We start from the raw sequence: 24,732 nt of genomic DNA on the forward strand, positions 1-24,732 counted from the left end.
TTGACTTCCGGCTCTGTTACAGTAGGTTCTGGTTCTGTTACATTCGCTTCAGGTTCTGTTACATTTACTTCAGGTTCGGTTACAGTAGGTTCTGGTGTTTCTGTTACAGTGGGTTCTGGTGCTTCTGTTACAGTGGGTTCTGGTGCTTCTGTTACAGCAGGTTCTGGTGCTTCTGTTTCTGTCTCGGTAGGCTCTGGTACAACTGGTTGTGTTTCTGTTTCATTATCTCCTGGTGCTGTAGGTAATAGCGTTTCTCCATTCTGTGCGGTTACTGATACAGCTGTTACTGATAACAAAAAAAATGTCACCGTAAAAACGCTTAATATCTTCTGTATTCTGTCAAACTTTCGTTTCCCCATTTATCATAACCCCAGACTTTGCTAAGTTTGATACAATTTTGACCTGATTATTTGACCCTCCCTGCCCAAAAAATCTAATATAATATTTTTGCAGATTATCGCCCACGTCAATTTTTAAAAATTATTTCCAGATCTTTATACAACCACGGCTTTTTAACAGGCTTTCAAAATTGTATCAAGGAAAGATTACTGCTATATGATATAATACTTAAAGAAATATAATTAAGAATATTATAATAATAAAAGCTTTAAAGTCTATTGCCCGATCAGTACAAATATATATGGAGATTCATTTTTTAATATGCCTTCTTATCTTCTTAAAAAGGAGTAAACAAACATGAACTAGTAAACATATATGAAAATAGCTGGGATTTCTTATCATCCTAGATTGGGTATCTTATATACACCTGTTGATTATTTGGCAGATTTATATATTTTATGCAATCCAGGTTTTTTCTTACAAAAAATATTATTTCGCTCTTTTATCATACTCATAACATGTTTTTTAAAGCAGGAACAATTAAAAGTAAGTTTTTGTTATTCTGACCAGCATTGCTTCCATAACAAGCAACCCTTTCGGTCGTAGGGCCTCAGAGCTTTTTGCAAGAGGCGGGTCATGAGAAAAACTTCCCAATTAATCTGATCTACTAACATCTTGCTCAATCCAGTAATTCTTCTGAAATTAGATAAGCTGCCTTACTTTTCCCTGGGGAAGAGCTATGTGTTAGCGGCAGTAAAAGAAGTCAAAAGTAAAATGCCCACCATACAATGAATTTTATTTTTCATAGTAAAAGGTATTACCTAGTAAAAAGTATTACATAGTAAAAGGTACATTGATTCAAATCCAGAGTATATCGTGTACTTATGATAAAAAATTAGCATTTTTGTAGGTTCTAGCGAACAATTGAAAGATACTTTCTAAAACTGGGGGGACAAATTATTTGCTGGACAGTGAGATAAAATCTCTAAGGCATCCTGCCGAAATACCTCTTTTCATTATATGTTTGCTGATCAGTGTTTTTATTTATGTTACTTTAATGGCAGCTCCGATTCTATATCCTGATCTCCTCGGGAAGGAATATATGCTGATAGTCCCGGGAACGATTGTTTTTCTCTCATACGTCTCTGGGCAGACTTACGGGGCAATGAGGGCGAATGCGATCAAGCTTTCCGAAAAGCAGTTCCCTGAACTCTACGAAATTATAAAGCGCCTTTCTTTTGAACTGAATCTCAAAGAAATTCCAGATGCATTTTTAATCCAGCAAGGTGGGCTAATAAACGCGTTTGCTACCAGGCTGTACTTCAGGAGAAATTATGTAGTTTTTTATGCGGATGTGGTTGAGGTCGCATACAGGGAAGGAGACTTTGATTCTCTGGAGTTTATAGTTGCCCATGAGCTGGCACACATAAAAGCAGGTCATGTTACTCTGCTCTACAACCTCTCAATCTTCCCGGTTGCCTTTGTGCCTGTGCTAAAGAACCTTTTATGGACTGCCCTTAGCCGGGCAAGGGAGTATACTGCAGATAGGATTGCAATCCGGCTTGTTCCTTCAGGCAAAAGAGGGCTTATAGTCCTCTCAGCAGGCGAACACCTATACAAAAATGTTAACTACGAGGAATATCTTGAGACTGCAAAAAGCCCTGAGGGCTTCTGGACCTGGTCAACGAATCTCTATTCAACACATCCAACCCTGGTGAGAAGGGTAAAAGCTCTTAACGAAAACCAGCCTGGAAAAATTTTTTAAACCATGGATTTTGAAAGTATAGATCTTGAAAAATTTATCTGGGAATAGAAATGAGAAGTTTTTCAGCCCGGAACGAGAGAAAAGGGCTTAAAATTGCAGTTTCTGGAGCAAGGTTCCAGAACAGCAGGCAGAAGCCGCAGGGAAAATCAACCGCTAAATGGGAATAAATACGGTTATAAGTTTACAAAAAATAAATTTTTATAATGCTTTAAATAGATTTAAATTATTATCCATCTAATACCTCCAAAATGCCATATTTGACTGAGATTGTAATCATCCTTGTTCTTATCGCACTCAATGGCTTGTTTTCCATGTCAGAATTTGCCCTTGTTTCTGCCAAGAGAACTCGCCTTAAACAGCGGGCGGAAGAAGGGGACACAAGGGCAGATGTTGCGCTTAAGCTCGCGAATGAGCCCACGCCCTTTCTCTCAACAATCCAGATAGGAATTACCCTTGTAGGTATCTTTGCAGGTGCATTCGGTGGATCCACGATAGCAAAGGAACTTGCAGCTTACCTTAGAGAATTCCCTGCTCTGGCTCCATACAGCAGCGGTCTCAGCATCACTCTCGTTGTAGTTTTGATTACCTACCTTACCCTGATTTTTGGGGAACTTGTCCCTAAACGGCTTGCACTCAACAATGCGGAGTCCATAGCCTCCGCTGTCGCAAAACCCATGTTCTATCTTTCTATTATTGCAAAGCCGTTTGTGATAATTCTCAGTTACTCAACCGAGTCTGTGCTCAGGGTCTTAAAGGTCAGGAAGATTACCGGGCCGCCTGTTACAGAAGAGGAAATCAAGATCATGCTTGAGGAAGGAACCGAAGCCGGAGTGTTTGAGAAAGCCGAATTGAACATGATAGAAGGTGTGCTTGAGATTGGCGACCGTCGTGTCGATTCCCTGATGACGCATCGCTCTGATATTATCGGGCTTGACCTTGAAGATTCGACCGATGAGAATCTGCGGAAAATGATAGAAAGTGGCAGATCACATTTTCCGGTATATGAAGGTGAGCTGGATAACATTGTTGGTATGATCTCCGTAAAAAAGGTTCTTGAGAAGTTTGTGAAAAGCGGCACTGTTGATCTCAGAGATTTGGTTACAAAGCCGGTCTTCGTACCTGAAAGCGCTTCGGTTCTGAAGCTTCTGGAATCGTTCAAGCAGACCGGTGTGCATTTTGCTCTTATAACTGATGAATACGGGAGCATTCAGGGAGTGATAACCCTGCACGACATCCTTGAAGCCATTGTGGGCGAAGTCCGTTCTCTGGGCGAGCCTGAGGAGGCGCAGATTAGAGTTAGAGAGGACGGCTCCTGGTTGATTGACGGGGATACGCCCATTGAAAAAGTTAAGGATTTTCTGCCTGTGGATTCCTTTCCAGGAGAGAAAGAGGGTTACTACCGGACAATTGCCGGGCTGATTATTTTTATTCTGCAGCGAATTCCAGTAACTGGAGACTTTATTGTACACGGAGGACTGCGGTATGAAGTTGTGGATATGGACGGCAATCGAATAGATAAGGTGCTTGTGACGCGGTTTCCCCAGGCTCCTGAAGATCAAACACCTGCTCCTAAGATTTGAGTGACTGTAATCCACTCATAACTTTTTCGCATCTGAATGATAAAGTTTCAGAATGGTATTGAAGAGACTAAATACCCTGCAAATTAAAAAAAAGAAATTAAAGAGAATTTCGATAAACTGTATTTTTATTTCTGGAAATAAAGGGATTTTTCAGGGGTTATCACGCTCGAAATTCTCAATCCCGTTTTTATCGGGCTTGAACAGGCGATTAGGGCCTTTCAAAGATTTTATTTGCTGCATGTTGACTGTTTAGAGCTAATCGCGCAGTCGATCTGATCACAGGTCTTTCCGGAGTTGTCAGCGCAGCTTCTCTGGTCGCATGCCTGACCACATTCATCTACACAGTTTTCACAGCAGTCGCCTTCACAGTCTGCCTCGGTACAGTTTTCACAGCAGTCTCCTGTGCAGTTATCCAGACCGCAGACGTCTATACATTTATCACAGCAGTCGCCTTCACAGTCTGCCTCGGTACAGTCGTCACAGCAGTCTCCTGTGCAGTTATCCAGACCGCAGACGTCTATACATTTCTCGCAGCAGTCGCCTTCACAGTTTGCCTCGGTACAGTCGTCACAGCAGTCTCCAATGCAGTTTGATTTGTCGCAGCCGCCAAAGGACAGGCTGTTTAGATCACTGTAAGCAGGGGATTTCTCAGCTTGGCATGCTGAGGCTGTAAACATTCCTATAGTTAATAACATTAATGCAACAGAAACAGATGCTGTAATTTTCCAGATTGACTTTCTGTCAAAATCCATTTTTTTCCTCCTTATTTGTTTACATTTGATCCGAGAATACTCGCAATCGAAAGCCAACTGGAGAAATTAAAATATAAACATACTTATTTCTATAGTGTATTATAAAAATCCAAAAAAGAGTTTAAAGCTTTGTAACGCTTTATTTTCAAACATTAAAGATTACAAAATTATAGATTGTTTTTAACTCTGTTCAGAATCAATTTAAGACTAAACCTGAGGCTCTTAAGGAGGTTACATATTCTAAAATCTTGATACAGTCTTTTGCAATCGAACAAATCAGTCATATGGAGAATTTTTCTTCATACTGAATTCTTAAAGGTCAAAACTACAAAGGAAGCTTATATTTCATACGTTTAATGGAAAACTAGCATTAAAAATGCTCTTCATGCTATTTTTTTATAAAACCTGTCAGTTTCTCTCAAAATAATAAGAATAACCTGATCAACATTTTCTGGAAATAGGAGAAGGAAATTATATGGAAATTATTATATTTGCAGTGCACTATTTCCTTCTCACTTGTTTACTTTTATTTTTTCTGTGTATGTTCCAGAATCCAGTTTCCGATAACCTCTAGAGCAGTTGGAGAGATAGTTTCTTCTATTCTCGCGTATTCTGTGGGAGATCCCGTATTAGCGGTCTGGAATAAATGGTTGAGACCTGGCAACTCTTTAACTGAATAATCTTTATTGCCTCCTGCCCTGAGAGCCTCATCAATAGCGCGGAGGTTTTCTTTAGGCGGAACTTGAAGGTCTTTTTCCCCATTGATTGCCAGTACGGGACATTTAACTCTCATCAATGTTGGTCTTGGGTCATATGTCAGGAAGAAGCGCATCCAGGGTGAGGTGAGTTCTTTTACCTGCGAGTCAATAGCAGCCTCGGAATAGCCTAAATTTGCTTTTTCCTCTTCGCTCAGATTTGCCAGTTCAGCCCTTAGAATCTCACGAAGCTTCTCCTCAGCAATTGTATTATTTTCTTCCTCCTTTACTACAGAAAACATTCTATTCAGCAAAGCTCTATTTTGCGCAATAGTCTCATTACTTACTCCCTCGGCTCTTGCAATCAGGTCACTTTGCATATACAGAATTTCCTCTCCAGTCAGCCCAGGGGCTGCCATCAGTACAATGAATGCAATGTCTGGAGATTTTACTGCCACCATAGGTGCAATCAGACCTCCTTCGCTGTGCCCTATCAGTCCTATTTGGTCCGGATTTATTTCAGGGCGGTTTTTTAGAAATTCAACACCTGCAAGTACATCTCCTGCAAAGTCCTCGGTTGTAGCCTGTGAAAAATTCCCAGTCGATCCTCCAATACCTCGATCATCTACCCGAAGTACGGCAATACCCTGGCGTGTCAGATAATCCGAAAGTACAAGGAATGGACGGTGTCCGAAGACCTCTTCATCACGATTTTGCTGACCTGAGCCCGTTATGAGTATGACTGCCGGGAAGGGTCCCTCTGACTGTGGAAGCGTTAATGTTCCTGCCAGCTTTATTCCTGCTTCTTTATTTTCATAAACAACCTCTTCTTCAGTATATGGATATGGTTTTACAGGGTTCTGAGGTCTTTGCACTTCAGGGATCTTCTCAGTCCTGTTAAGGATAAGTGGGAAAGTTGATCCTGCCTGTTTCCATTCTCCTTCAATAGTCTCGCTACTCTCCTTATATACCCCTTCAAAACTTCCCCCGATGGATTTTACCTCGAGGTTCAAAATGCCTTCTTTATAACTGACAGTATCAACCGGTATACCGCTTACTCCCTGATCAGGGCTATCCATGCTGGCATTGATAGACCCATCAGGATTAGTAGAAATATTGAATACTATCCTTAACTGCAACCCACCTGGGACGGTTAAATTTCCCATCCAGATGCCTTCTATGTCGCTGAGATCTTCAACACCCTCATCAGTCGTGTTATTAATTTGTGAACTGTCTTGCTGCTGTCCATCTGGTTGAAAAGTGCATCCCAGACTCATTATAGTAATAATCAGCAAGACCAAGCAAATTGTTACTTTACTTCTCATAATCTCCTCTCTTTCACATTTTTAATCTGGCGTTTTTTTTCCCTCTCTATTTGCCTCTCTTTGAATATCTGATCTTTTAATGGGATTGTTTCTGCGCTTGTAGAGTCGGAAAGGAATGAATATTAGAAAAATGAATAAGTTAAAACTTATGGCTGAAATTCTAATTCTCAGAAGGTAAAGCTAGGAAATCACGTTTGAGGTATGATAAATGAGATGGCAGGAAAAGAAGAAAGCAAGTTCAAGAAAAGGCAAATTAAGTAGTGAGAGTTAAAGCTATATTAGAAAAAGATAAGGAAATAGTGATAGTTGAAAGCTATATTGGAAAAGTTAAGGAAAAATAGAATAAGTAAGAACTCATCTCCTGAGAATCATTGTTCTCAGCCTATCAGCAGCGCTTGCAGACTTATCGGCAATGCCTCCTATCCTTTCGACAAGCCCTATAAGGTGGCAGACGCCTGCGCCCCCGATAGCATCCTCATTTTCGAAGATTTCTCTTAATAGGGCTGTTTCAAGCACATCCACATCATGTTCAAGCTTTTCGACTTCAGGAATTATGGTCAGTGTTTCCTTTATCTCTTCCTTGCTGAAGGAAGTTGCAAGTAGCTTGTAAAGCTTGCCTACGAGTTCATCGTATAACCTTGCAGTTTTCAGGGAGGTGCCCATTAACTCCATAAAGCCTTCTTTAATCTTATCAGGAACATCTTTGCAGGGGCGAAGGGTCATCCAGTAAGCGGCAGCCTGGGCGTAGTCGGCAATGGAATCCTGCTGCTTAAGGAAAGAAAGAAGATCCTTTTTGTTCACTGGCAGCTTCACTGAAGAGGGAATCCCTGCCCTTATCTTCTGTTTGAGTTTGTCAGCCTCATGCTCCAGCTTGTCAATCTCTTCCGTCCTCTCTTCAAGTATGGGATAATTGCCTGCACAGTAGGCTTCCATTGCTTCAGCCAGCTTTTCAACTGCCATCACTCCCTTTTTAGCGTGTTCTTCCAGAGGCACAAAGGGAGATTCAGCGACCACGTCAAGGACGGAGCGGATATAGTCTATCATAAGAAGATCACCTCAAGCCCTACAAAGATCAATGCTGATGTAAGGGCAGCTATAGGAACTGTTGCTACCCAGGAAGAAATAATCCTCCATATCACGCGCAGGTCAACCGCTGCAATTCCGCCTGCAAGCCCGACCCCTATAACCGAACCTACAAGTGTGTGTGTAGTCGAAATCGGGAGGGAACTGTAACTGTGAAGCAGAACTACAGAAGCTGTTGCAAACTGAGCAGAAAAGCCACGTGTTGGAGTGAGTTCCGTAATCTTGGAGCCGATGGTTAGAACTACTTTATAACCCCAGGTAGCCATTCCTATTACCATTCCAAGACCTCCCATTACAAGCACCCAGATGGGGATTCCGGCTTCTGCTCCTGCCACTCCTATAACCTTAAGCGCTGCACCGAGAGGACCTACAGCGTTTGCTACATCGTTTGATCCGTGAGCAAATGCAATATAACAACCAGTTATGATTTGCAAGGATATGAATTTTTTCTCAACGAAAGGAAGGTCTATAGCTCTATGAAGGTAAATCTTTCTTACTATAGAAAAGGTAACGTAAGCAAAAACAGCCCCAAGAACTGGAGACACAAACCAGCTGACAACAATTTTTGTAATTTGTCCCCAGTGGATGTCAGAAAAAGAGATAGTTCCATTGTAGGCTGCAACCAGTCCAAAGCCGAGTACAGAGCCAACAATAGAATGGCTAGTTGAAACGGGGAGATTGTAGAAGGTTGTAAGGGTTACCCAGAAGCCTGCTGCAAGAATTGCAGCCAGCATTCCAACTGCAACTACATCGGGATGCATGCTTCCTATTGCATCAATGGGAACAATGCCGTTTGCAATTGTCTCAGTAACACGATCACCGAAGAATACGGCGCCTAAAAACTCAAACAAAGCAGCAATAATAATTACCTGTTTAAGTGATAAAGCACCTGTTCCAACCGAAGTTCCCATAGCATTTGCGAGGTCATTTGCCCCTATATTCCAGGCCATGTAAAGACCTGCTAAAGTAAGCGCTATGATAAGTAATTCCATTTTTCTTACTCCGCAAGTTTCAAACTTCAACTTTTATAATTGTTATAAACTTTATAATCACCGTAAAATCAACATCTTTAAGTTTTGATCAATCTTTATGTAAAATCCTTATAATTTCAAGATGCCTATTTAAATTTAGAATTCCTATGGTATTCCAGATAATTTCATTATATTTTATAGTTTCCTTATACTTCAAGAATCTCTATATATACTATAGATCTATATACGCCTATTTTTGGTATATTTATACTCTTTATCTCAATCGAACTTTAATTCTCCAGTAAGAATGATGAGGAGATATTCTAGAAGAAGAAAGCTTTTCCGTTATTCAAAAATAGCAAAAAGTTTTTATCCAGATGTGCCTTTCAGGGAATTTATTGAATATCTAAAAGAAGTTTAAAGGCAGTATAATTCTGAGGCATGTTTAGAGAGGATGTTTGAAAGGCTTATTGACCAATGATTTTTGCTCCGTGATACTTATCTTATTATGCATCAGTAACCTGGCTTTCAGAAGGCGAATTTTCAAAAAGCTTCTTCCAGAAGACCTTCTCCATAATGTAAAATCCCATAAAATGATTGAATTTCCCTGCAGAATCTTTTCAAAAAACAGAAAAATTAATATGAGAATATTAACTTCAAAAAAGCCAAATTTTGTATTATTTCTCTTGTTGTATTATTTTTCTTGTGTGTAGTTTCCTTATCTTACAATAGGAGCAACAAAGGAAGGTTTATAGAGAATAATAGTTTTCAGGCTTCCAGCTCATGAAATTCCTGATCTTTCAGCTCTTTTTCCCTTATTCTTTCTCTGAGCAGGTCAAGCACCTCTTCATCCGAGACATCGTACCATCTCTCATAAACCTGGGCAACAGCCCTGAAATATGCAGGAGTCTCAAGCACTATGAGATCGTCCACCTTTTTCTGAAGTTCCTTTGCAACCTCTCTTCCGGCTACAGGTACTGCAACCACGACCTTTCCGGCTTCTCTGTTTCTGCAAAGTTCAATGGCTGCCCGCATTGTAGATCCCATTGCAATGCCATCATCAATAAGAATTACTGTTCTTCCCTTGATCTCCGGCAGGGGCTTGCCTCCTCTAAGGGTTTTTATGCGCCTTTCGATCTCGGCAATCTGCTGTTGTTTTATCCTTTCAATAGTTACCCCTTCAAGCCAGTAGTATGCATCTTCTAAAATAAACGTACTCCCATCCTCGGCTATTGCCCCGAATCCGGCTTCGGGGTTATCCGGAAAAGGCAGTTTCCTTGCGATAATGAGGGAAAATTCAGCATTCAGTTTTGCTGCAACCTGCAGTCCTACCTCCACCCCTCCGCGAGGGATTGCAAGAATCACAGGATTTTCTTCCCTGTATTTCTCAAGAGCTTTTGCAAGCTTTTCCCCTGCATCTTTACGGTTTTTGAACATACTTCCCCCTTAAGTTCATAAACTGTTCTTTTTCTGTACAGATCTCAAAATCAAACTATCCTTACAGGCCGCCTGTATATCTCGACTGAGGAGCCTGAAGGAAGCGTTGTTTCAGGCAAACAGAGCTCCAGAACTTTTTTTGCAACATCTTCGGGTTTGAGGACAGGCTCATCGGTATGCAGCGACCGGTACATGCTGGTATCCACGCTGGCAGGGCAGACCGCATATACATGAACCCCGCCTCCGGTCTCGTAGGCAACAGACTCCGTAAAACCAATTACAGCAAATTTTGAGGCACAGTATATTGATAATTTTGGTATTCCATGCTTTCCTGCCCCTGATGATATATTTATTATCCTGCCTTCTCCCCTTTTAAGCAGGTGGGGAAGAGCGTACTTCGTGCAGAAAAACATTCCTTTTACATTTGTATCCATAATCTCATCATATTCTTCAGTTGAAGTCTCCACAAGATACTTTCTATACGCCACTCCTGCATTATTTACGAGGATGTCAATTCTTCCAAAGGCATTTATTGCCTTTGAAACCATATTAATGACCTCCTTTTCTTTTCTAATGTCCGTCTTTACCGCAAGAGCCCTTACACCCTGCTTTTCCACCAGCCTGGCAGTTTCTCGAATTTCTCTCTCGGTTCTTGCGACAATTACAATATTGGCTCCTTCTCCTGCCAGCGACTGGCAGATAGCCCTGCCAATTCCTCTTCCCCCACCGGTTACAATGGCTGTCTGACCCTTCAGTTTCATAGCTGTCACTTTACAGTCACTTCATTAACAGTCACTTAATTAATTATCAGGCAGGATAAGGATATATCTTTGGAAGCAATATTTCTGAACTGTAGTCAAGTCCGATCTCAGTATTAAAAAGAAAGAGAATAAAGAGGAATAAAAAGATTAGAACTCTTTCGAATTTAATTTTTGAATAATCATCTCGAATTTAATTTCTTGAATAATCAAAAAGCAACATTTCTCCTGAATGTGCGTCAATTAATACTGAAGCAGGAAGGCTGTCATCTCTTTCAAAACTTGAATCAATGAATCGGATCCACCATGCCAGACGAGTTTTATCTTCATTGTCCTCTTTCCAGACAAGGCTCGACGAAAGAACTTTTACAGTACTTGCTTTTTCTTCTCCTATGGGTGGTTGGCTACTCATGAATTCTTTGAGAATCTCAACTGCTTTTTCATCCGTAATGCTTGGTTCAGTATCGATGAGTGCTCTCTTCCTCATCCATAGACCAGCTTTTGTCATAGCTTAAAACTTCGCCTGTTTCTGCATTAACATCAAGCAGTATTCCATCGGAAAGAGAAGGTATTCCTCTGATAATTCTTGCATAACTTACATGATAATATCCTGGCAGATCGTCAGCGGCAGGTCCTATGTAATTTACATCTTCAAGCTCAATCTCATTAATTTTTTCCGCTGAAACCCTGGATTCGATATATTCTTCTGCTATTTTCAGAGCATCATCTTTGCTTATACTGTCTCTGCCCTGTACATTCTTTGATCCATCATATACAAAAAGTAGCTCTCCATTAGAGGCATTTATTCCTGCAAAGATGTTTTTTCCATTAGTTGTTTTTGAGCTCACTCGCCAGATTATCCCGAAATTTTCATCATCAATCAACTCTCCATGAATAGATTCATTGGTTACTTCCGGATTTTCTGAGATTAGCTTGTTTTTTGCATCCTCAAAACTAATATTTACGTCTGCAGTTGAGGGATCAGGGTATTTTATTTGCTTTGCATCTTCTTTTGTAAAGATTATTCCCCCCTCTTCAGAAGCAAAAGCTACAAATATTGCACACAATAGTATCAAACCTAATTAAAAATTAGCTTAAATCTCATAATTTTCTCTCCTTTAAGCTTTTAAACACAAGTTTGAATTTCATATAATCCAGTTACTGGAAATATCTGTTGCATACCCAAGCCCCTCTTTTACTTTGTTGCTATATATCTGGTTTTTATTATTCTGTATAAGAATTATATATAAGTTCACATTCTGTTCTAAAATCTGTAAAATCTTTGTCACCTACCTGGGCTTATCCTTCGATTCAGGCTGCAAGACCTCACGAACGCGCTATCGCACTGGTAAGGAAAAATTCCAGCAATAATATGGCGTCTTATCATAAACGATGAGATGCATGAAGATGAGATAGGATATCAGAAGGAGTAATTCAAAAGAGGAAGATTGTTGAGACTGAGATATTCTCAGTTGATGAAAGGATAGCAATAATTAGTGGAATGATCGCAATTATGGGAAAAAGGAAGGAGAAAGTATGTGAAAAACAAATAAATATACTTTCATGCCAAGGAAATGAGCAATCTTAAAAAGGAAAAAGCAAATCCGGCAAAAGAGTGCAGTAAGACCTGAAAACATATTGTAAGTTCGCCAAAATTGCCGGACTATGTCCTGCTCTCTCACAATCAAAGCTGAGGGACTGGAGGAGCCTGAATCTCGATTATCTTTCCTGATGTAACTCTTGAATCAGGCGAGGCAAGTTCCAGAACCTTTTCCGCAATATGCTCGGGTTTGAGTGGGGGTCTCTCTGCAAAGAGTGACCTGTACATGTCCGTATCCACAGCACCCGGACAGACTGCATAGACTTTTATTTCTCCTTCCAGTTCGGCAGCAATGGATTCTGTTAAGCCGTTTACCCCGAACTTCGAGGCGCAGTATACAGAAAATTCAGGAAGCCCGTGTAATCCCCCTACCGAAGATATATTGATGATTTTTCCGTTCTTACTTTCTCTTATATATGGAATCGCATATTTTGTACAGAGAAAAACTCCTTTTAAGTTGGTATCCATAATCTCGTCATATTCTTCCAGAGTGGTTTCCTCCAGCCTTTTCTTGTGAGCCACTCCTGCATTATTGATAAGAATATCAAGCCTGCCGCATTTATCGATTGTCATTGAGATCAGACGCCTTACATCCTCTTCACTGCGGATATCAGCCTGAATAGCCATGGCTTTGCTGCCCATCGATTTTAACTTATTCATTGTCTCTTCTATCTCACTCTCATTTCTTGCTGCAATGACGACGTTTGCTCCTTCTTTTGCCAGAGCAAGGCAGATAGCTCTTCCTATCCCTTTGCTTCCCCCAGTTACAAGAGCTGTTTGACCTGCTAAACTCATTGCTATCCCTTTTATGCTTTTTTCTTACTTTTATCGCTTTTTTTCTTTGTTTGTATTATTTCTTTTACTGTTTCACTTCTTTAATCACTTCACTTTTGAACAGTTTATTTTTATCTAATCGTTTTTTATTTAATCAAGGATAAAACTGGTAAAAAAGGGGATATATTTTTTGAAATTAAGTTTCTGAAAAAAAGTTCTTTGAATATGGGTTGCAGCTCATGTGACTCTAACCTTGGTAAACCTCCACCTCGCAATAAGAAACATTATTCCCGCAAAAGCCAGCAGAGCTATGAAGGAAATAAGGATTCCCTGCTGGGTATAAGTATAACGGAGTCCGATTGATGAAAAATCGCTCCCTATTGCAAAGTACCTTATCCCGCTGACAAGATGTGTTAGAGGATTGATTGTAGATAGAGCTCGGAGCACAGGAGGAAAAGAGTTCACAGGATAAAGCGCATTGCTCGTGAAAAAGAAAGGCATGGTAAGCAGGGTTATTACAGCTTGCATTCCTTCCGGGCTTTCCATTGTTATGGCTATTGCAGCTGAAAGGAAAAGAAAGCCGAGTGAAAATGCCCCTATGAAAAGCCCGATCCCCAATAGCGAGAAGATAGTTTGCGCAGGAGTATATCCTTCAAAGAACTCAACTCCAAGCAGAAGCCCGAACCCCATTATAACACTTGCCTGGATAAGAGATTTCGTCATAGCTGAAAGCCCTATCCCTATGATTATATGGATTCTAGGGAGAGGACTTGAGAGTGTCTCCCGCATAAGCCCCCAGTTTTTGTCAAAAAGCAGGACTGTCCCCCCGAAAAGGCTTGTAAAAAGCGTGGTCATGGCAATAACGCCTGCTCCTATAAAAGTCAGGTAACCTACAGTCTTGACCCCGGGAATGGCTGGCATGGTTGCAGTCAATCTTTCAAAGTTGTTTGACATTGCGATTCCGAAGAAGGCAAGCCAGAGGGCAGGCTGGACAAGGGAAGCAAACAGGAGAGTCCTGAACCGAACAAACCTTAGCATATCCCGCCAGTAGATGGTAAGGAAACCTGTATGCATCTTTAACGCCCCCTCGCCCTCTGGGTTACAGTCGAGCCTTTTTCCATGCCGGTATCCCGCAGTTCCCTGCCTGTATAATGGACAAAAACATCATCCATTGACGGTTTTTTCAGGTTTACGGCTCTTATCCTTATTCCTTTTTTTCTAAGCCTATCCATTATCTCGGGCAGCAGGTAGGTGCCATCCACATTGACCATAGCAACTATTCCTTTTGATTTTTCCCGTACTCCTTTTACATTCTCTAGCTTCTTCAACAGGTCTGAAGCAGTCAAGTTTTCGCTGGTTTCAAGATATATGAGATCCTGACCAAGTGTGTTTTTTAACTCCCAGGGTCGACCTGTGACAACGATCTTCCCATGATCAATAATGCTTATCCTGTCACTTAGCTGGTCGGCTTCATCCATATAATGGGTTGTCAGGAAAATGGTCGTCCCCTGCTCGTTTATATCTCTTACATAATCCCAGATTCTTATTCGTGTCTGAGGATCAAGCCCTAGTGTTGGCTCATCCATGAAAAGCACTTTCGGTCGGGTCATAAGCCCCCGCGCAATCTCAAGCCTGCGCTTCATCCCGCCGCTTAGATGCCTTGTCAGAGTATCCCGCTTTCCCTCAAGTTCTACCAGCTCGAGAAGCTCATCAATTCTCTTTTGCCTTTCAGCTTTTGGCATGGAATAGAGCCTCCCATGATATTCCAGGATCTCTTTCACGGTCATATCCCTGTCAAGGGTCAGTTCCTGAAAAACAATCCCTATAGCTTCCCTGACCTTCTCGGGCTCTTTTTTCAAATCGTAACCCGCAATTTTCACTTCTCCTTTCTGAACGGGCAGCAGCGTTGTGAGGATATTGATCACAGTACTTTTCCCCGCTCCATTCGGTCCCAGGAAGGAGAAAATCTCCCCTTTTTTCACCGTAAAGCTGATATTATCGACAGCTTTTATCTCGCCGAAAAAATATTCAAGACCATTTACTTCTATTATATTGTCTTCCAGAGCCAGTACCCCATACCCAGTTTATCATTTCCTCAAGAAAAATTGAACCTTTATGATAAATAGATTCTTTGCTCCGTGAAGCCTGAACTGGATCGGGTCAAAACTTATATTCGTTCAAAATAATAAATAAAACAGAATTAAAGGGAATATTGAAATGGGGAGTTAAATGATAGAAATTATAGAGGGTTTGCCGGATAATGTAGTAGCAGTTAGGGTAAGTGGAGAGGTAACTGGGGACGATTACAGCAAGGTGCTAATTCCTGCTATTGAAGATAAGATACAAAAGTACGGAAAAATCCGGATGCTTTACCAGATGGACAAAGAACTCGAGTGGTTCACCATCAGCGCCATGCTGGAGGATGCTAAGGTTGGCATAAGGAACCTTACAGCTTTTGAAAAAATCGCAGTTGTTTCAGATGTGGACTGGATGAACAGTGCAGTTGGGCTCTTTAAGTTTATCATTCCCTTTCCGGTGAGAACATATAAAAACGAAGAACTCTCTGAGGCAAAAGCCTGGATCAGTGAATGAGTTTAGTATCCATCCTCTCACTCGTTCTTACATAACTGGTAACTATTCCACTTTTTCAATTTAATCTGTGAACTTTTGCTTTACCGCTCCAAAGTTTCCTTTATATTCGTTAAGCTACTCTTTATGCTTGTCAGGTTCTCTTTTATATCGGTTAAATTCTCTTTTATATCCGTAAAGTTCTCGTTTAGAGCCGTTAAATTCTCTTTTTCACGTGTTACGTTTTCTCTCATACCTTCAAGTGCAATTGTCAAATTTTCTTTTTTACTTATCAGGTCTTCTTTTGAGTCTGTTAAGTTCTCTTCTATGCCTGTTAAATTTCCTTTTTCATCTTTTAAGGTTTCTTTTATTTCTTGAACCTGATTTGTCAGGTTGTCTTTTTTCTCATTTAAGTTTTCTTTTATGACCTCTAAGTTTCCATTTTCGTTTCCAGGCATATTTAGAAAACTGCCGGAAGATAACAGTATTAGTGAAATAAGTACCAGTACAATGAACAGAAAGCTAAAGAGTTTTATTTTTCCGATTGTCTCACCTTCCGTTAATGATATTGGGTATGAGAAGCTGCATCAGAGAATTATATATTCCGTGTTCATATAATTTTCTTTAATCTGCTGTGATTTCTTTGTAACAATTCCCGAAGCTCCTATCGAATATCTTTTACAGTTGTAGATTCCTCTTTGAGCGCCAGGAAGCCTGAAAAATAAAAATGAGTGATATATCTCAAAAACTTTCTCCAGATCAAAACCTCAATTTTTTTATTTGGGCGGGAAAGATTTTAAACTTAGAAATTAAGGAAAACTACAACTTATATCCACAATTCTATAATTTTAAAAGCATTATAAGTAAATTTAAAATTACCAATCGAATGACTAGGAGTTTTTCCGGAGGGGGTAACATAGTAAGTACTAGCTTTACGCGGGATATTCAATTTCCACCTCTGCCGCTTGAAGAATGGGAAGATACGAAGAATACGCTGCATCTGTTTTTGCAGATCGTGGGGAAGGTCAAGCTTGGGTTGTCTCCGAAGATGAACCACTGGTGGCATGTCCCGTTTTATGTTTCTGTGCGCGGGCTCACGACGGGACCGATTCCTTACGAAGATATGATTTTCGAGATGCAGTTTAATTTCCGGGACGAAGTGCACGTTTTAAGTATTGAGACCAGTGAAGGCGACTCAAGGGTAGTGCCATTAAAGGGACTGTCGGTTGCCGGATTTTATGACAGGGTGTTTTCAAGCCTGGGAGATCTCGGGATTGTGGCGGGCATCAGGCCGATGCCATATGATATACCTGAAGTGAGTACCGAGCCTTTTCCGTCCGATTTCCAGCATGCGTCCTATGACGAAGAATATGTGAACCGGTTCTGGAGAATCCTTGTGCAGGTCTCTTCTGTTTTTCAGATTTTCAGAGGCTGGTTTACAGGAAAAAGTTCACCTGTGCACTTTTTCTGGCACCATGCCGACCTTGCACTTACTCTGTATTCAGGCAGGCCTGTACCTGTTATGGAAGGGGCAAACTCTGTCGAACGCGAGATTTTCTCAAATGAGATGATAAGCTTCGGTTTCTGGGCGGGAGATAAGAAAATGAGGGAGCCGGCTTTTTATGCGTACATGTACCCGCAGCCAGCCGGTTTTATGAATGAGCCGTTAAGCCCGAAAGAAGCTTTCTGGAGCCATCAGTCAGGGCTTGCACTACTAAGGTATGAAGATGTCCGAAACGCAGCAGACTCCCCGGAAAAAGCGATTCTGGACTTTCTTGAGAGCGTATATCAGGCGGGAGCAAAAAGAGCAAACTGGGACATTGAAACCTTCAGGCTTCCTTCGTCCGAAAAACAATTCAAGGAGCAGGCTCAAAAGCAGTATAAAGGGCAGGCAGATATACTGGAAAAGCTGGAAAGACCTGATGCCTAAATCAAAATTTCTTAATTCAAAACTACAGGGATCTTAAAGAAGAGCTTAGGGGACATCTCCTGTTTTCCCTTTTCTATCTTTTATTTTTTCTTTTGCTCTTCGGTATCGAATTCAAACAGAATTTATCTTTTATTATGCTTCGTTGTAGTCTTTTAACCCGGAAATTATTCCCGGTTGGAATAAATATATAAAGGCTATTTTTGCACATAAATCTATATATGGGGATTTTTAAAGAATATTTATGTATTTAAAAACATAATAGAGCAATAAATTCAAATTAAAGTTTTAGAAATACTTATTATATTAATTAAACTGTTTTTGAGCCATTTTAAATGTAAGTATCCTTATATTTAATCCAGCCAATAATATAAGACTACCAATTGAGGGGAGTCTGCAAACAGTTAATAATTTCTGTAAATTCAAAGGCGGAACAGAAATTGCAGGCACCTTAAACTCTCAAACTGGTGAATTTAAAAATCGAATCCCTTACTATAAACAAGACTCACCAATTTAGAACAGATGCTCTTCAAGCTTGCATAAATTCGATTTTCAATTAGTTAAATAAATCAGAGGTATAATGTATGGAAAATAAAGAATCTGGTAGAATAAAAAAGGTGCTTGCTGTTTTGCTGGTAGTCTGTTTTATATTATCAGTAACGGCAGCATCAGCAAGTGCAGCTAATAGCAGCAATGGCTACAATGACGGCTACAAGAAAGGTTACGAAGGCGGCAAAAAACAGGGTCAGAAAGACTGCAATAAATACGGCATAAAAGAAGTTCTCTCGAAGATTCCTTCCCCTTTAAATGACAAAAGATGGACCAAATTTTACAGAGATAACTATAACAGAGGCTTCCAGAAAGGGTACCTCGATGGTTACAACAAATATAGGTATCTGTGCTTAAAGTAAGATGTTAAAAGGTGTTAAAAATAAAATGTTAAAGTACGATGTTAAAGTACGATGTTAAAATAAGATGTACTTAGGGCTCTGTAGAAATCCTTAATTTAATCCATAATAATTGTATTACTTTTTTGTTTATATTATAGACTATTAGTTTAACTTTTACTTCTTTTACTTGATTTCTAACCTTTCTTGCTCTTAATGTTTCTCCAAATTTTCTTTTTACAACAGATATTATTGTCTCTACTATATTCCTTCTATTGTATTTGATCTTATCAAAGTCTTTGTTTAATTGTTTTCTATATTTTCCGTTTATTCTCTTTCTTTTTCTTTCTCTCAAAGGTACTATTGAATCTGCTTTTATCTCTTCTCTTATTAGAGTATGAATTTCTTCGGAATCATATCCTTTATCCATCACATAACATTGAGACTTTCTTGACTTGTTTGATTGTCTTATCAGAGTCTTTGCATGCTTGACATCATGATCTGTTTTTTGGCTAATTTTCCATCCTAATATTACTTTTTTAATAGTGTCTACTGATATTGAAGTTTTAAGGAAGCTCCTTCGGAGCTTCCCTGTTCTCTTAGAATAATAATGACTTGCATAAGAACTCGTAAATCCTGTTGCATCAATTGCCGTAATGAGAACTTTTTCTCCATGTGAGTAAAATAGTTTTAGAGTTTTTGACAAAATTAGGTTAAACAATGAAGAGGGAATTCTGGACACAAACTTTTGAAGAGTAGTGTAATGAGGAACCTTATCAAGGTCAAGTTTTTCCTTTATACTGTTCATGAGGTCAACAAGTTCTACAAAGTCACGGTAGTCTGTACTTATATACTCCTTCAATAAAACAAGAACAAGAAGCTGATGTTGAGTATAAACACGTTTGGAATATTTGCAGGAGTAAAGGTTCAGTCTGGAAGACTGAACCGTTTTAAGACTGAGATCAATAAATTTAATATACTTATTTGATGACAATAGCAATTGCTCCTTTGTTTTTTGTGTGGACAAAAAAATTAAGGAGCATTTTTACAATTTTATTTTTATAATTTTTGGGTAAAAACAGAATTTAGAGGATTTCTACAGAGCCGTACTTAGGTATAAAGAGCTGAAGCAAGAGTTAAAAACTCTCAAAGCCCGAGCAGGAAAATATTATTACGTGGTGGTTGCTAGACGTGCCGGCATTAAGAATTCATGTGAAAATTACTACCTTGTAACTCCTGTTTAACGATTTCGCTTTTGATTCACATGGTAGGCTTGTTTAGCAATCTTATCTATAGATTTTTAGCTCAATTATAATTATAAAATTCTTTCAGGTTTATTCGCTGTGTCCGGATAAAAGTACTGGATATTATACTGTACTATAAATCGTCCTATTGCCTGTTAGCTTTATTTAAAGAGAATAATTCTGTATACAGGATATATCATGGTATTATATAATAATTAAAATATTCACATGGAATTATAACGCTAATAATAATTTAAAATCTATTTATATGCTTGACGGACTCTTTTTGCTGCTTAAATAATATAGAAATAAATAAGAGACGAAATATTTATTTATAATTTATACTTACTTACTTGTATAACAGTAACCGTAGCAGTCTATAAACGTGAAGAAAGTTCGCAGTGAGCCTGCTTTAAAATTACATATTTGATCTTACCAGAAGCAATTTCGTAATGTGTTCACTATCTCACTATATCAGATATATATCGGGTCATGGGGGCGGGTTAACGATATAGATCTTAAAACGAGCGGATTAAAATGAGCGGATTTCCTGTATCTGCAGAACTATAGAGATTCATGCTTATAATTTTAGCAACTGGTTCCCATGGCCTCAATTTACAATACTGGATTTACTGGTAGATATGGAATTGAGGTCATACATTATTGTTTGCACTTCTGCTTTACTCGCTCTGGGGGTATCTGCTTTACCTGTTTCAGGGGTACCCTTCCTAGCAGACAGCAACGTCACTGCAACCATTCACGGGGCAACGTATGCATGGGATACCTTTGAGCCCTGAATGATACTGTTATTAATATAAATTCCAATCCTCCTCAATCCATAGTAGCAAAAAATGGCACATATTCCTTTGAACTGGGGCCTGGGGAATATATTATTACAGCCAAATATTACCGGAACGGGACTGTGATTTATTTAAAACAAGCACCTTTAAAAATTGAAGATGAAGGCAACTATGTTTTCGATCTCCTGCTTTATCCAGTGTCCGAAAATCCGGCAACAGGAACAGTTGAAGATAAAAGTGGTTATGACGATGAGGTGAGTCCCACCGAAGAAGCCAAGACGGGCTCTTTTACTGATTTTTCTACCTTAAGTTACCTGCCAACTTTAAGTTACCTGCCAGCAACCCTTATGTTTCTCTTTCTGCTCGGCGGAGGCTATAAACTTTCCAGAAAGCTAAGTGAGATTAAAGGACGCAGCCCTCAGACAGGAAAATCCAGTACAAAGGGAATTCTGGCAAAAATTCTTGATAAAAGTCCTGGTTTTGAGGCAAAGCCGGAGTCTGGAGGTACAGGAGAAGTAACTTCCATAAAAGGGTCAGTAATAGAGCCGGTAATAGAAACTGCAGGATACTCTGAAATTGAGACTGCTGCTTTGAGAAAACTTCCTCTTTCAGAAGAGCTGCTTGAGATTCTGAATATAATTCGTAGTCACAAAGGCAAGATTACCCAGAAAGAACTTCGCCACAAGCTGAAGTACTCCGAAGTAAAAGTCAGCCTCCTGCTTTCAGAACTGGAAAAGAGAGGACTGATTAAGAAGCTCAAGCATGGTCGTGAGAATATTGTGGTTTTGACGGATGAGGGACGCAAATAGGGCAACATGATATAAAGAGCCTAAAGCTTGTGTACAGAAAGGAATAATAAAACTTGTGCGGTAGATAACGAGAAATTCATGAATAACAAGAAATTCATATGACTTAGAGAGGATTTCTCTCACTGACAACAATGGAACGAAAAAAATCTAGGGAGGAGGTCACTATCTCTCGATGACGGTTTCATGGACCTCCTCACTCTTTGAGCAGTAAGAACCATACTGCTCTGGATCTTACGAGTTCTTGATCCAAGTTCTGCTTCTTTAATCCAAAGGGGTATTCAAAGAATACTCATCGGTTTACTTTTCAGCCTTTAGCTTTCAGCCATTTCTCACAATCGGCTTCAGCAATACTTGTAATAGTGGCAGATGAACTTGTTGTAACCGAAGAGCCATTTGAGGTACAGCTGGTACCATTTCATGTAAAGCATGTGCCATCTCTTGTAATCTTTGCTGTGCTTCTTAAAGTTCCATTTCTTCCTTTCATTGTCCCATTTCTTCTTTTCTCTGTCCCACTTCTTCTTCTCGTTGTCCCACTTCTTCTTCACGTTGTCCAACTTCTTTCTGTCGCCGAACTTCTTCTTATCGTCAACCTTCTTCTTATCGTCGTACTTCTTGTCTTTGTACCCGGGTGCTGCACTAACTGATGCAACTGTCACTGACAGTACAAAACAGACTGCCATGAGAACTCCAATTATTTTTCTCATATTCACGTTTATCCACTCCGAAATCCAATTCTTTTAAACTTTTCAAAGTTTATTTAAACTCTTCAAATAAACTCTTCAAAGTTTATCTATACCCACTTTAGTTGATCCAATTTGATGATAAGCACCGACAGATTAGCACAATTTGATGATAAACACCGACAGATCTATACAGATTTGTTTCATATCTGTTTCTGAAGCTGTCGGTTTTGTCCTTCGTTTTTGTTTTTCTGGCTATCTGCCGGTTATTGGAGCTATATTCAATTGTCCTGCCGCCTGATTGCGGCTTGACAATGTTAAAATTAGCTAGATTAAATATAAATATACTTATACCCAAAAACAGCTTACGGAGGATTATTTAATAAAATAATAGTTTAAAATTGTTATATTGAATAAATAAGCCTTTATAAAGTTTATAATCTAATTATATAGATTTATAATGAGTTTTAATCGAATTAGAGGTTTTAAACTTTAGTTTTTGAGGGTAGATAGTTGGAATTCAGGTATAAAAATCTCTTCACATTTTGTGGGTCATCAAAATATGTTTGTTTTCCAAACTGGATAAGTATTCATCATTTCTTAGCTCGTGATTTTATATTCTGAGCATCCTTTTTATTCAGAGCATTCTCTTAGCCCTGCAAATGCCCCTATCAATTATTGATTAAAAGTTTTTCTCATCTGAAATACAAACAATTCTAAATCAGAAAAAGTTTAAAGGTGATATTCCAGGAATAAGTTTTTTTAAACTTTTTATTGTCAGAATAACCTTAAAAATGTTTTTAATTTCCTAAAGATCCTTCTAGAAATGTAAGATTTGGAAATTATGCAATATATTTGCCTGTTAATATATTTCAAACACAAGCATTAAACTCGCCTTAGCTGCTGAAAGCACGGATTCCGGACGGATCTCTCGGTTGCCTGAACATTGTGTCGCCGCTCTCTGTCATTGGCTCACAGAACGTGCAGGAGATAGCATTGTGTACATTTGCCCTGTCCGGGATTCGTATAATGTGTTACCCTGACCGAATTTGAAAATAAGTGTACAGGTGTGGAACGTGTGGAAGGTTTCTGGTATGAAACTGTGTGCCGAAAAATAAAAGGTACTATCACGCATATGCAATAGCAACGATATCGCTGGAGAAAAAAGGATACAAAAAATATGGCATTAATTGAAATTGGGCATCCGGTTATTGGGAGTTGGGGGAGGGGGTATGGGGGGGTTATTAAAAAGAGCTAAAAGGTCTCTTATGACCTTCCCAGATGCCCAATACCGTAGAGTACTTCATTGTATATAAACTTAAAGATTTAATCGCAAACTGGCGAAGTATAGTCAATCCATCTAACAGATAAACGGGCATGTGCGACCTTATGCTGGAATGGCGACATTTAAACAAAACTTTTAAACTTATGGCAGCTAAATTATTACTGCTTTTATAGGATGATCTTAAATTTACGATCTTGCATACGATGTATTATTTCAGGGCTGGCGCCCGTATATGGGCTCTTACTTAAGAAGATCGTTACTTAAGGGGATTAATACCAGAGGGCGAAATTAAAACTCGGGAGATAGATTATCTTTCGTTCAGAATTCTTACAATCAATGGCTTTAAGGATGAAACGTATTCCACTGCTGTGTTCCAGATAGCCTCAAGATCAAGACCAAAATCGCCGTAGACCATTTTGTCGCGCAGTCCGGATATTTCTCTCCACGGAATCTCAGGATGTTTCAGTTTCAAGGAATCCGGCAAAATCTTTCGTAGCCTCTCCAATAATTTCAAGAGCCAGAATCGCAGCGTATATGGTTTTATCATCTGCAGAAAAATCCTCAAATTCAAATCCCTCAATGAAACTCTCGATTTTTTCAATTGAATCAAGAATGTCAATCAAAGAATCTTCCGGATCTCTTTCTTCGGCTCGCATAAAGCCATTACCTCGTTCAGAGCTCTCATCTCAAAAAAAATATGTTTCGTATATACTTGTTACTTTCTCCTGCTTTTTCCTGTATAAGAGAGCCGGGATACAATGCGCTTCCCTGGAAATGATCACCCAGCAACTTTGAGTAAAATCGTCGATGAAATCGGGAAAGTAATGGCAGTATGGGAAAATAGCAGCTTAGAAAAAAATAGAAACACAGATGAAATTAGAAAAATAATAAGAATAGTTGAAGTCGGGAATTTTACCTTGCGCACAGCTGCTGCTGTCTTGCATCGTCCAGAACAAGTCCAGAAACCAGGAAGAAGAAAGCCATTATAAACTGATAAAGCTGCCCGCTAATAAATCCGTAAATAAATAAAATGAGACCTGAAGTCATAAGCAGTACGCATAGAAGGAAGATCGACGATTCTTCATGGTTCAAATTAAAGAAGTGATAAAAGATTTCACTGAAAAGGTGTCTCCTTGCGCCGCCCGTGTCCGTGTAATTGCCTGAATCAATAGAATTCCCCGAAACAATATCTCCAGAATTTATACTATTTGAAGAGACTGATTCGCTGTCCACCAAAATACCCCCCTTCCAATGTTGTTTTTAAATTTGGCTGCTTTTTCGTTATAGTTAATATTACAATCTTCCTAAATTTAAGTTTACTGTGGGGGTGCGTTCTCATATTGCTCTTTCAATTGCAGACTTATGGGATCTGAACAATACTCTATCCTTATTAAAATTGCTTGATAGGAAGAATTAGAGGGGTGATAGTAGTTATTGTCCTCCTGTCCGCTGT

The 24,732-nt window shown here is 39.4% G+C and carries 25 protein-coding genes and 1 pseudogene; 9 read left to right on the top strand and 17 right to left on the bottom strand.

Going from position 1 to position 24,732, the window contains the following annotated elements; genetic code table 11:
- The 3 genes from MSTHT_RS14890 (at position 1) to MSTHT_RS01400 (ending at position 3,684) form a co-directional block, all read left to right on the top strand.
- Positions 1–384, top strand: coding sequence for a hypothetical protein (locus tag MSTHT_RS14890; RefSeq protein ID WP_231588135.1), 384 nt, complete (start codon positions 1–3; stop codon positions 382–384).
- A gap of 916 nt (positions 385–1,300) precedes the next feature.
- Complete coding sequence (locus MSTHT_RS01395; protein ID WP_082086709.1) at positions 1,301–2,104, top strand: M48 family metallopeptidase; 804 nt, start codon at positions 1,301–1,303, stop codon at positions 2,102–2,104.
- 248 nt (positions 2,105–2,352) lie between these two features.
- Complete coding sequence (locus tag MSTHT_RS01400; protein WP_048166253.1) at positions 2,353–3,684, top strand: hemolysin family protein; 1,332 nt, start codon at positions 2,353–2,355, stop codon at positions 3,682–3,684.
- A gap of 227 nt (positions 3,685–3,911) precedes the next feature.
- Here MSTHT_RS01400 and MSTHT_RS01405 read toward each other — a convergent pair whose 3' ends face one another.
- From MSTHT_RS01405 to MSTHT_RS01435, 8 genes are all read right to left on the bottom strand, one after another.
- Positions 3,912–4,436, bottom strand: a complete 525-nt coding sequence (locus MSTHT_RS01405) for a hypothetical protein (protein WP_048166254.1) — start codon at positions 4,434–4,436, stop codon at positions 3,912–3,914.
- Between the two features lie 526 nt (positions 4,437–4,962).
- The gene (locus tag MSTHT_RS01410; protein WP_181952214.1) at positions 4,963–6,456 is read right to left on the bottom strand and encodes an alpha/beta hydrolase family protein; all 1,494 of its coding nucleotides are present in this window, start codon (positions 6,454–6,456) and stop codon (positions 4,963–4,965) included.
- Positions 6,457–6,810: 354 nt separating this feature from the next.
- Complete coding sequence (locus MSTHT_RS01415) at positions 6,811–7,500, bottom strand: TIGR00153 family protein (protein ID WP_048166255.1); 690 nt, start codon at positions 7,498–7,500, stop codon at positions 6,811–6,813.
- Positions 7,497–8,531, bottom strand: a complete 1,035-nt coding sequence (locus MSTHT_RS01420; protein WP_048166256.1) for an inorganic phosphate transporter — start codon at positions 8,529–8,531, stop codon at positions 7,497–7,499. The genes MSTHT_RS01415 and MSTHT_RS01420 overlap by 4 nt, the downstream gene beginning before the upstream one ends.
- Positions 8,532–9,278: 747 nt before the next feature.
- Positions 9,279–9,947 carry a phosphoribosyltransferase gene (locus tag MSTHT_RS01425; RefSeq protein ID WP_048166257.1) on the bottom strand — a complete coding sequence of 223 codons (669 nt, stop codon included), beginning with the start codon at positions 9,945–9,947 and terminating at the stop codon, positions 9,279–9,281.
- 50 nt (positions 9,948–9,997) lie between these two features.
- Positions 9,998–10,708: an SDR family NAD(P)-dependent oxidoreductase gene (locus tag MSTHT_RS01430; RefSeq protein WP_048168286.1), complete on the bottom strand. Its 711-nt coding sequence runs from the start codon at positions 10,706–10,708 to the stop codon at positions 9,998–10,000.
- A gap of 190 nt (positions 10,709–10,898) precedes the next feature.
- A complete protein-coding gene (locus MSTHT_RS14895) occupies positions 10,899–11,192 on the bottom strand; it encodes a hypothetical protein (RefSeq protein ID WP_231588136.1) in 294 nt (97 codons plus the stop codon).
- Positions 11,164–11,781, bottom strand: coding sequence for a YcdB/YcdC domain-containing protein (locus MSTHT_RS01435; protein WP_231588137.1), 618 nt, complete (start codon positions 11,779–11,781; stop codon positions 11,164–11,166). The genes MSTHT_RS14895 and MSTHT_RS01435 overlap by 29 nt, the downstream gene beginning before the upstream one ends.
- 279 nt (positions 11,782–12,060) lie before the next feature.
- Between MSTHT_RS01435 and MSTHT_RS13885 the strand changes: the two are divergent.
- Positions 12,061–12,293 (top strand): annotated as a pseudogene (locus MSTHT_RS13885) (hypothetical protein); the annotation flags it as partial.
- Positions 12,294–12,389: 96 nt separating this feature from the next.
- Here MSTHT_RS13885 and MSTHT_RS01440 read toward each other — a convergent pair.
- From MSTHT_RS01440 to MSTHT_RS01450, 3 genes are all read right to left on the bottom strand, one after another.
- Entirely contained in the window at positions 12,390–13,100 is a 711-nt protein-coding gene (locus tag MSTHT_RS01440; protein WP_048166258.1) for an SDR family NAD(P)-dependent oxidoreductase, read from the bottom strand.
- A 216-nt stretch (positions 13,101–13,316) separates the two neighbouring features.
- Complete coding sequence (locus MSTHT_RS01445; RefSeq protein ID WP_048166259.1) at positions 13,317–14,153, bottom strand: ABC transporter permease; 837 nt, start codon at positions 14,151–14,153, stop codon at positions 13,317–13,319.
- Positions 14,154–14,155: 2 nt separating this feature from the next.
- Positions 14,156–15,142, bottom strand: a complete 987-nt coding sequence (locus tag MSTHT_RS01450) for an ATP-binding cassette domain-containing protein (protein WP_231588230.1) — start codon at positions 15,140–15,142, stop codon at positions 14,156–14,158.
- A 166-nt stretch (positions 15,143–15,308) separates the two neighbouring features.
- Between MSTHT_RS01450 and MSTHT_RS01455 the strand changes: the two genes are divergently transcribed.
- Positions 15,309–15,671, top strand: coding sequence for a SpoIIAA family protein (locus MSTHT_RS01455; RefSeq protein WP_048166260.1), 363 nt, complete (start codon positions 15,309–15,311; stop codon positions 15,669–15,671).
- An 80-nt stretch (positions 15,672–15,751) separates the two neighbouring features.
- Here the strand turns inward: MSTHT_RS01455 and MSTHT_RS01460 are convergent, their stop codons facing one another.
- The gene (locus MSTHT_RS01460; protein WP_048166261.1) at positions 15,752–16,105 is read right to left on the bottom strand and encodes a hypothetical protein; all 354 of its coding nucleotides are present in this window, start codon (positions 16,103–16,105) and stop codon (positions 15,752–15,754) included.
- 428 nt (positions 16,106–16,533) lie between these two features.
- Here MSTHT_RS01460 and MSTHT_RS01465 point away from each other — a divergent pair, with 428 nt between their 5' ends.
- A complete protein-coding gene (locus tag MSTHT_RS01465; RefSeq protein ID WP_052721902.1) occupies positions 16,534–17,577 on the top strand; it encodes a DUF5996 family protein in 1,044 nt (347 codons plus the stop codon).
- Between the two features lie 581 nt (positions 17,578–18,158).
- On the top strand, positions 18,159–18,485 hold the full coding sequence (locus tag MSTHT_RS01470) for a hypothetical protein (protein ID WP_048166262.1): 327 nt from the start codon (positions 18,159–18,161) through the stop codon (positions 18,483–18,485).
- Between the two features lie 70 nt (positions 18,486–18,555).
- Here MSTHT_RS01470 and MSTHT_RS01475 read toward each other — a convergent pair whose 3' ends face one another.
- Positions 18,556–19,455 carry an IS5 family transposase gene (locus MSTHT_RS01475; RefSeq protein WP_048166263.1) on the bottom strand — a complete coding sequence of 300 codons (900 nt, stop codon included), beginning with the start codon at positions 19,453–19,455 and terminating at the stop codon, positions 18,556–18,558.
- An 891-nt stretch (positions 19,456–20,346) separates the two neighbouring features.
- Here MSTHT_RS01475 and MSTHT_RS14900 point away from each other — a divergent pair.
- A complete protein-coding gene (locus tag MSTHT_RS14900) occupies positions 20,347–20,502 on the top strand; it encodes a hypothetical protein (RefSeq protein ID WP_231588138.1) in 156 nt (51 codons plus the stop codon).
- A 125-nt stretch (positions 20,503–20,627) separates the two neighbouring features.
- Positions 20,628–21,314 (top strand): helix-turn-helix transcriptional regulator, encoded by a 687-nt coding sequence (locus tag MSTHT_RS01480; protein ID WP_231588139.1) that lies wholly within the window; start codon positions 20,628–20,630, stop codon positions 21,312–21,314.
- A 341-nt stretch (positions 21,315–21,655) separates the two neighbouring features.
- Here MSTHT_RS01480 and MSTHT_RS01485 read toward each other — a convergent pair whose 3' ends face one another.
- From MSTHT_RS01485 to MSTHT_RS01495, 4 genes are all read right to left on the bottom strand, one after another.
- Positions 21,656–22,018: a hypothetical protein gene (locus MSTHT_RS01485; RefSeq protein ID WP_231588140.1), complete on the bottom strand. Its 363-nt coding sequence runs from the start codon at positions 22,016–22,018 to the stop codon at positions 21,656–21,658.
- Between the two features lie 1,568 nt (positions 22,019–23,586).
- Complete coding sequence (locus MSTHT_RS15300) at positions 23,587–23,751, bottom strand: HepT-like ribonuclease domain-containing protein (protein ID WP_197071755.1); 165 nt, start codon at positions 23,749–23,751, stop codon at positions 23,587–23,589.
- Positions 23,732–23,935, bottom strand: a complete 204-nt coding sequence (locus MSTHT_RS15305) for a HepT-like ribonuclease domain-containing protein (RefSeq protein ID WP_082086712.1) — start codon at positions 23,933–23,935, stop codon at positions 23,732–23,734. Before MSTHT_RS15305 ends, MSTHT_RS15300 begins: the two co-directional genes overlap by 20 nt.
- Positions 23,936–24,191: 256 nt before the next feature.
- Positions 24,192–24,512: a hypothetical protein gene (locus MSTHT_RS01495; protein ID WP_148704329.1), complete on the bottom strand. Its 321-nt coding sequence runs from the start codon at positions 24,510–24,512 to the stop codon at positions 24,192–24,194.
- Between the last annotated feature and the right edge of the window lie 220 nt (positions 24,513–24,732).

The organism is Methanosarcina thermophila TM-1, assembly GCF_000969885.1.
GTDB classification, from domain to species: Archaea; Halobacteriota; Methanosarcinia; order Methanosarcinales; family Methanosarcinaceae; genus Methanosarcina; species Methanosarcina thermophila.

Excerpts from the sequence above, each read along its gene's own strand:
- MSTHT_RS01400 (WP_048166253.1), top strand. The coding sequence starts at position 2,353 with ATGCCATATTTGACTGAGATTGTAATCATCCTTGTTCTTATCGCACTC.
- MSTHT_RS01405 (WP_048166254.1), bottom strand. The coding sequence starts at position 4,436 with ATGGATTTTGACAGAAAGTCAATCTGGAAAATTACAGCATCTGTTTCT.
- MSTHT_RS01410 (WP_181952214.1), bottom strand. The coding sequence starts at position 6,456 with ATGAGAAGTAAAGTAACAATTTGCTTGGTCTTGCTGATTATTACTATA.
- MSTHT_RS01415 (WP_048166255.1), bottom strand. The coding sequence starts at position 7,500 with ATGATAGACTATATCCGCTCCGTCCTTGACGTGGTCGCTGAATCTCCC.
- MSTHT_RS01420 (WP_048166256.1), bottom strand. The coding sequence starts at position 8,531 with ATGGAATTACTTATCATAGCGCTTACTTTAGCAGGTCTTTACATGGCC.
- MSTHT_RS01425 (WP_048166257.1), bottom strand. The coding sequence starts at position 9,947 with ATGTTCAAAAACCGTAAAGATGCAGGGGAAAAGCTTGCAAAAGCTCTT.
- MSTHT_RS01430 (WP_048168286.1), bottom strand. The coding sequence starts at position 10,708 with ATGAAACTGAAGGGTCAGACAGCCATTGTAACCGGTGGGGGAAGAGGA.
- MSTHT_RS14895 (WP_231588136.1), bottom strand. The coding sequence starts at position 11,192 with ATGAGGAAGAGAGCACTCATCGATACTGAACCAAGCATTACGGATGAA.
- MSTHT_RS01440 (WP_048166258.1), bottom strand. The coding sequence starts at position 13,100 with ATGAGTTTAGCAGGTCAAACAGCTCTTGTAACTGGGGGAAGCAAAGGG.
- MSTHT_RS01445 (WP_048166259.1), bottom strand. The coding sequence starts at position 14,153 with ATGCATACAGGTTTCCTTACCATCTACTGGCGGGATATGCTAAGGTTT.
- MSTHT_RS01455 (WP_048166260.1), top strand. The coding sequence starts at position 15,309 with ATGATAGAAATTATAGAGGGTTTGCCGGATAATGTAGTAGCAGTTAGG.
- MSTHT_RS01460 (WP_048166261.1), bottom strand. The coding sequence starts at position 16,105 with ATGCCTGGAAACGAAAATGGAAACTTAGAGGTCATAAAAGAAAACTTA.
- MSTHT_RS01465 (WP_052721902.1), top strand. The coding sequence starts at position 16,534 with ATGACTAGGAGTTTTTCCGGAGGGGGTAACATAGTAAGTACTAGCTTT.
- MSTHT_RS01470 (WP_048166262.1), top strand. The coding sequence starts at position 18,159 with ATGGAAAATAAAGAATCTGGTAGAATAAAAAAGGTGCTTGCTGTTTTG.
- MSTHT_RS14900 (WP_231588138.1), top strand. The coding sequence starts at position 20,347 with ATGGAATTGAGGTCATACATTATTGTTTGCACTTCTGCTTTACTCGCT.
- MSTHT_RS01485 (WP_231588140.1), bottom strand. The coding sequence starts at position 22,018 with ATGAGAAAAATAATTGGAGTTCTCATGGCAGTCTGTTTTGTACTGTCA.
- MSTHT_RS15305 (WP_082086712.1), bottom strand. The coding sequence starts at position 23,935 with ATGCGAGCCGAAGAAAGAGATCCGGAAGATTCTTTGATTGACATTCTT.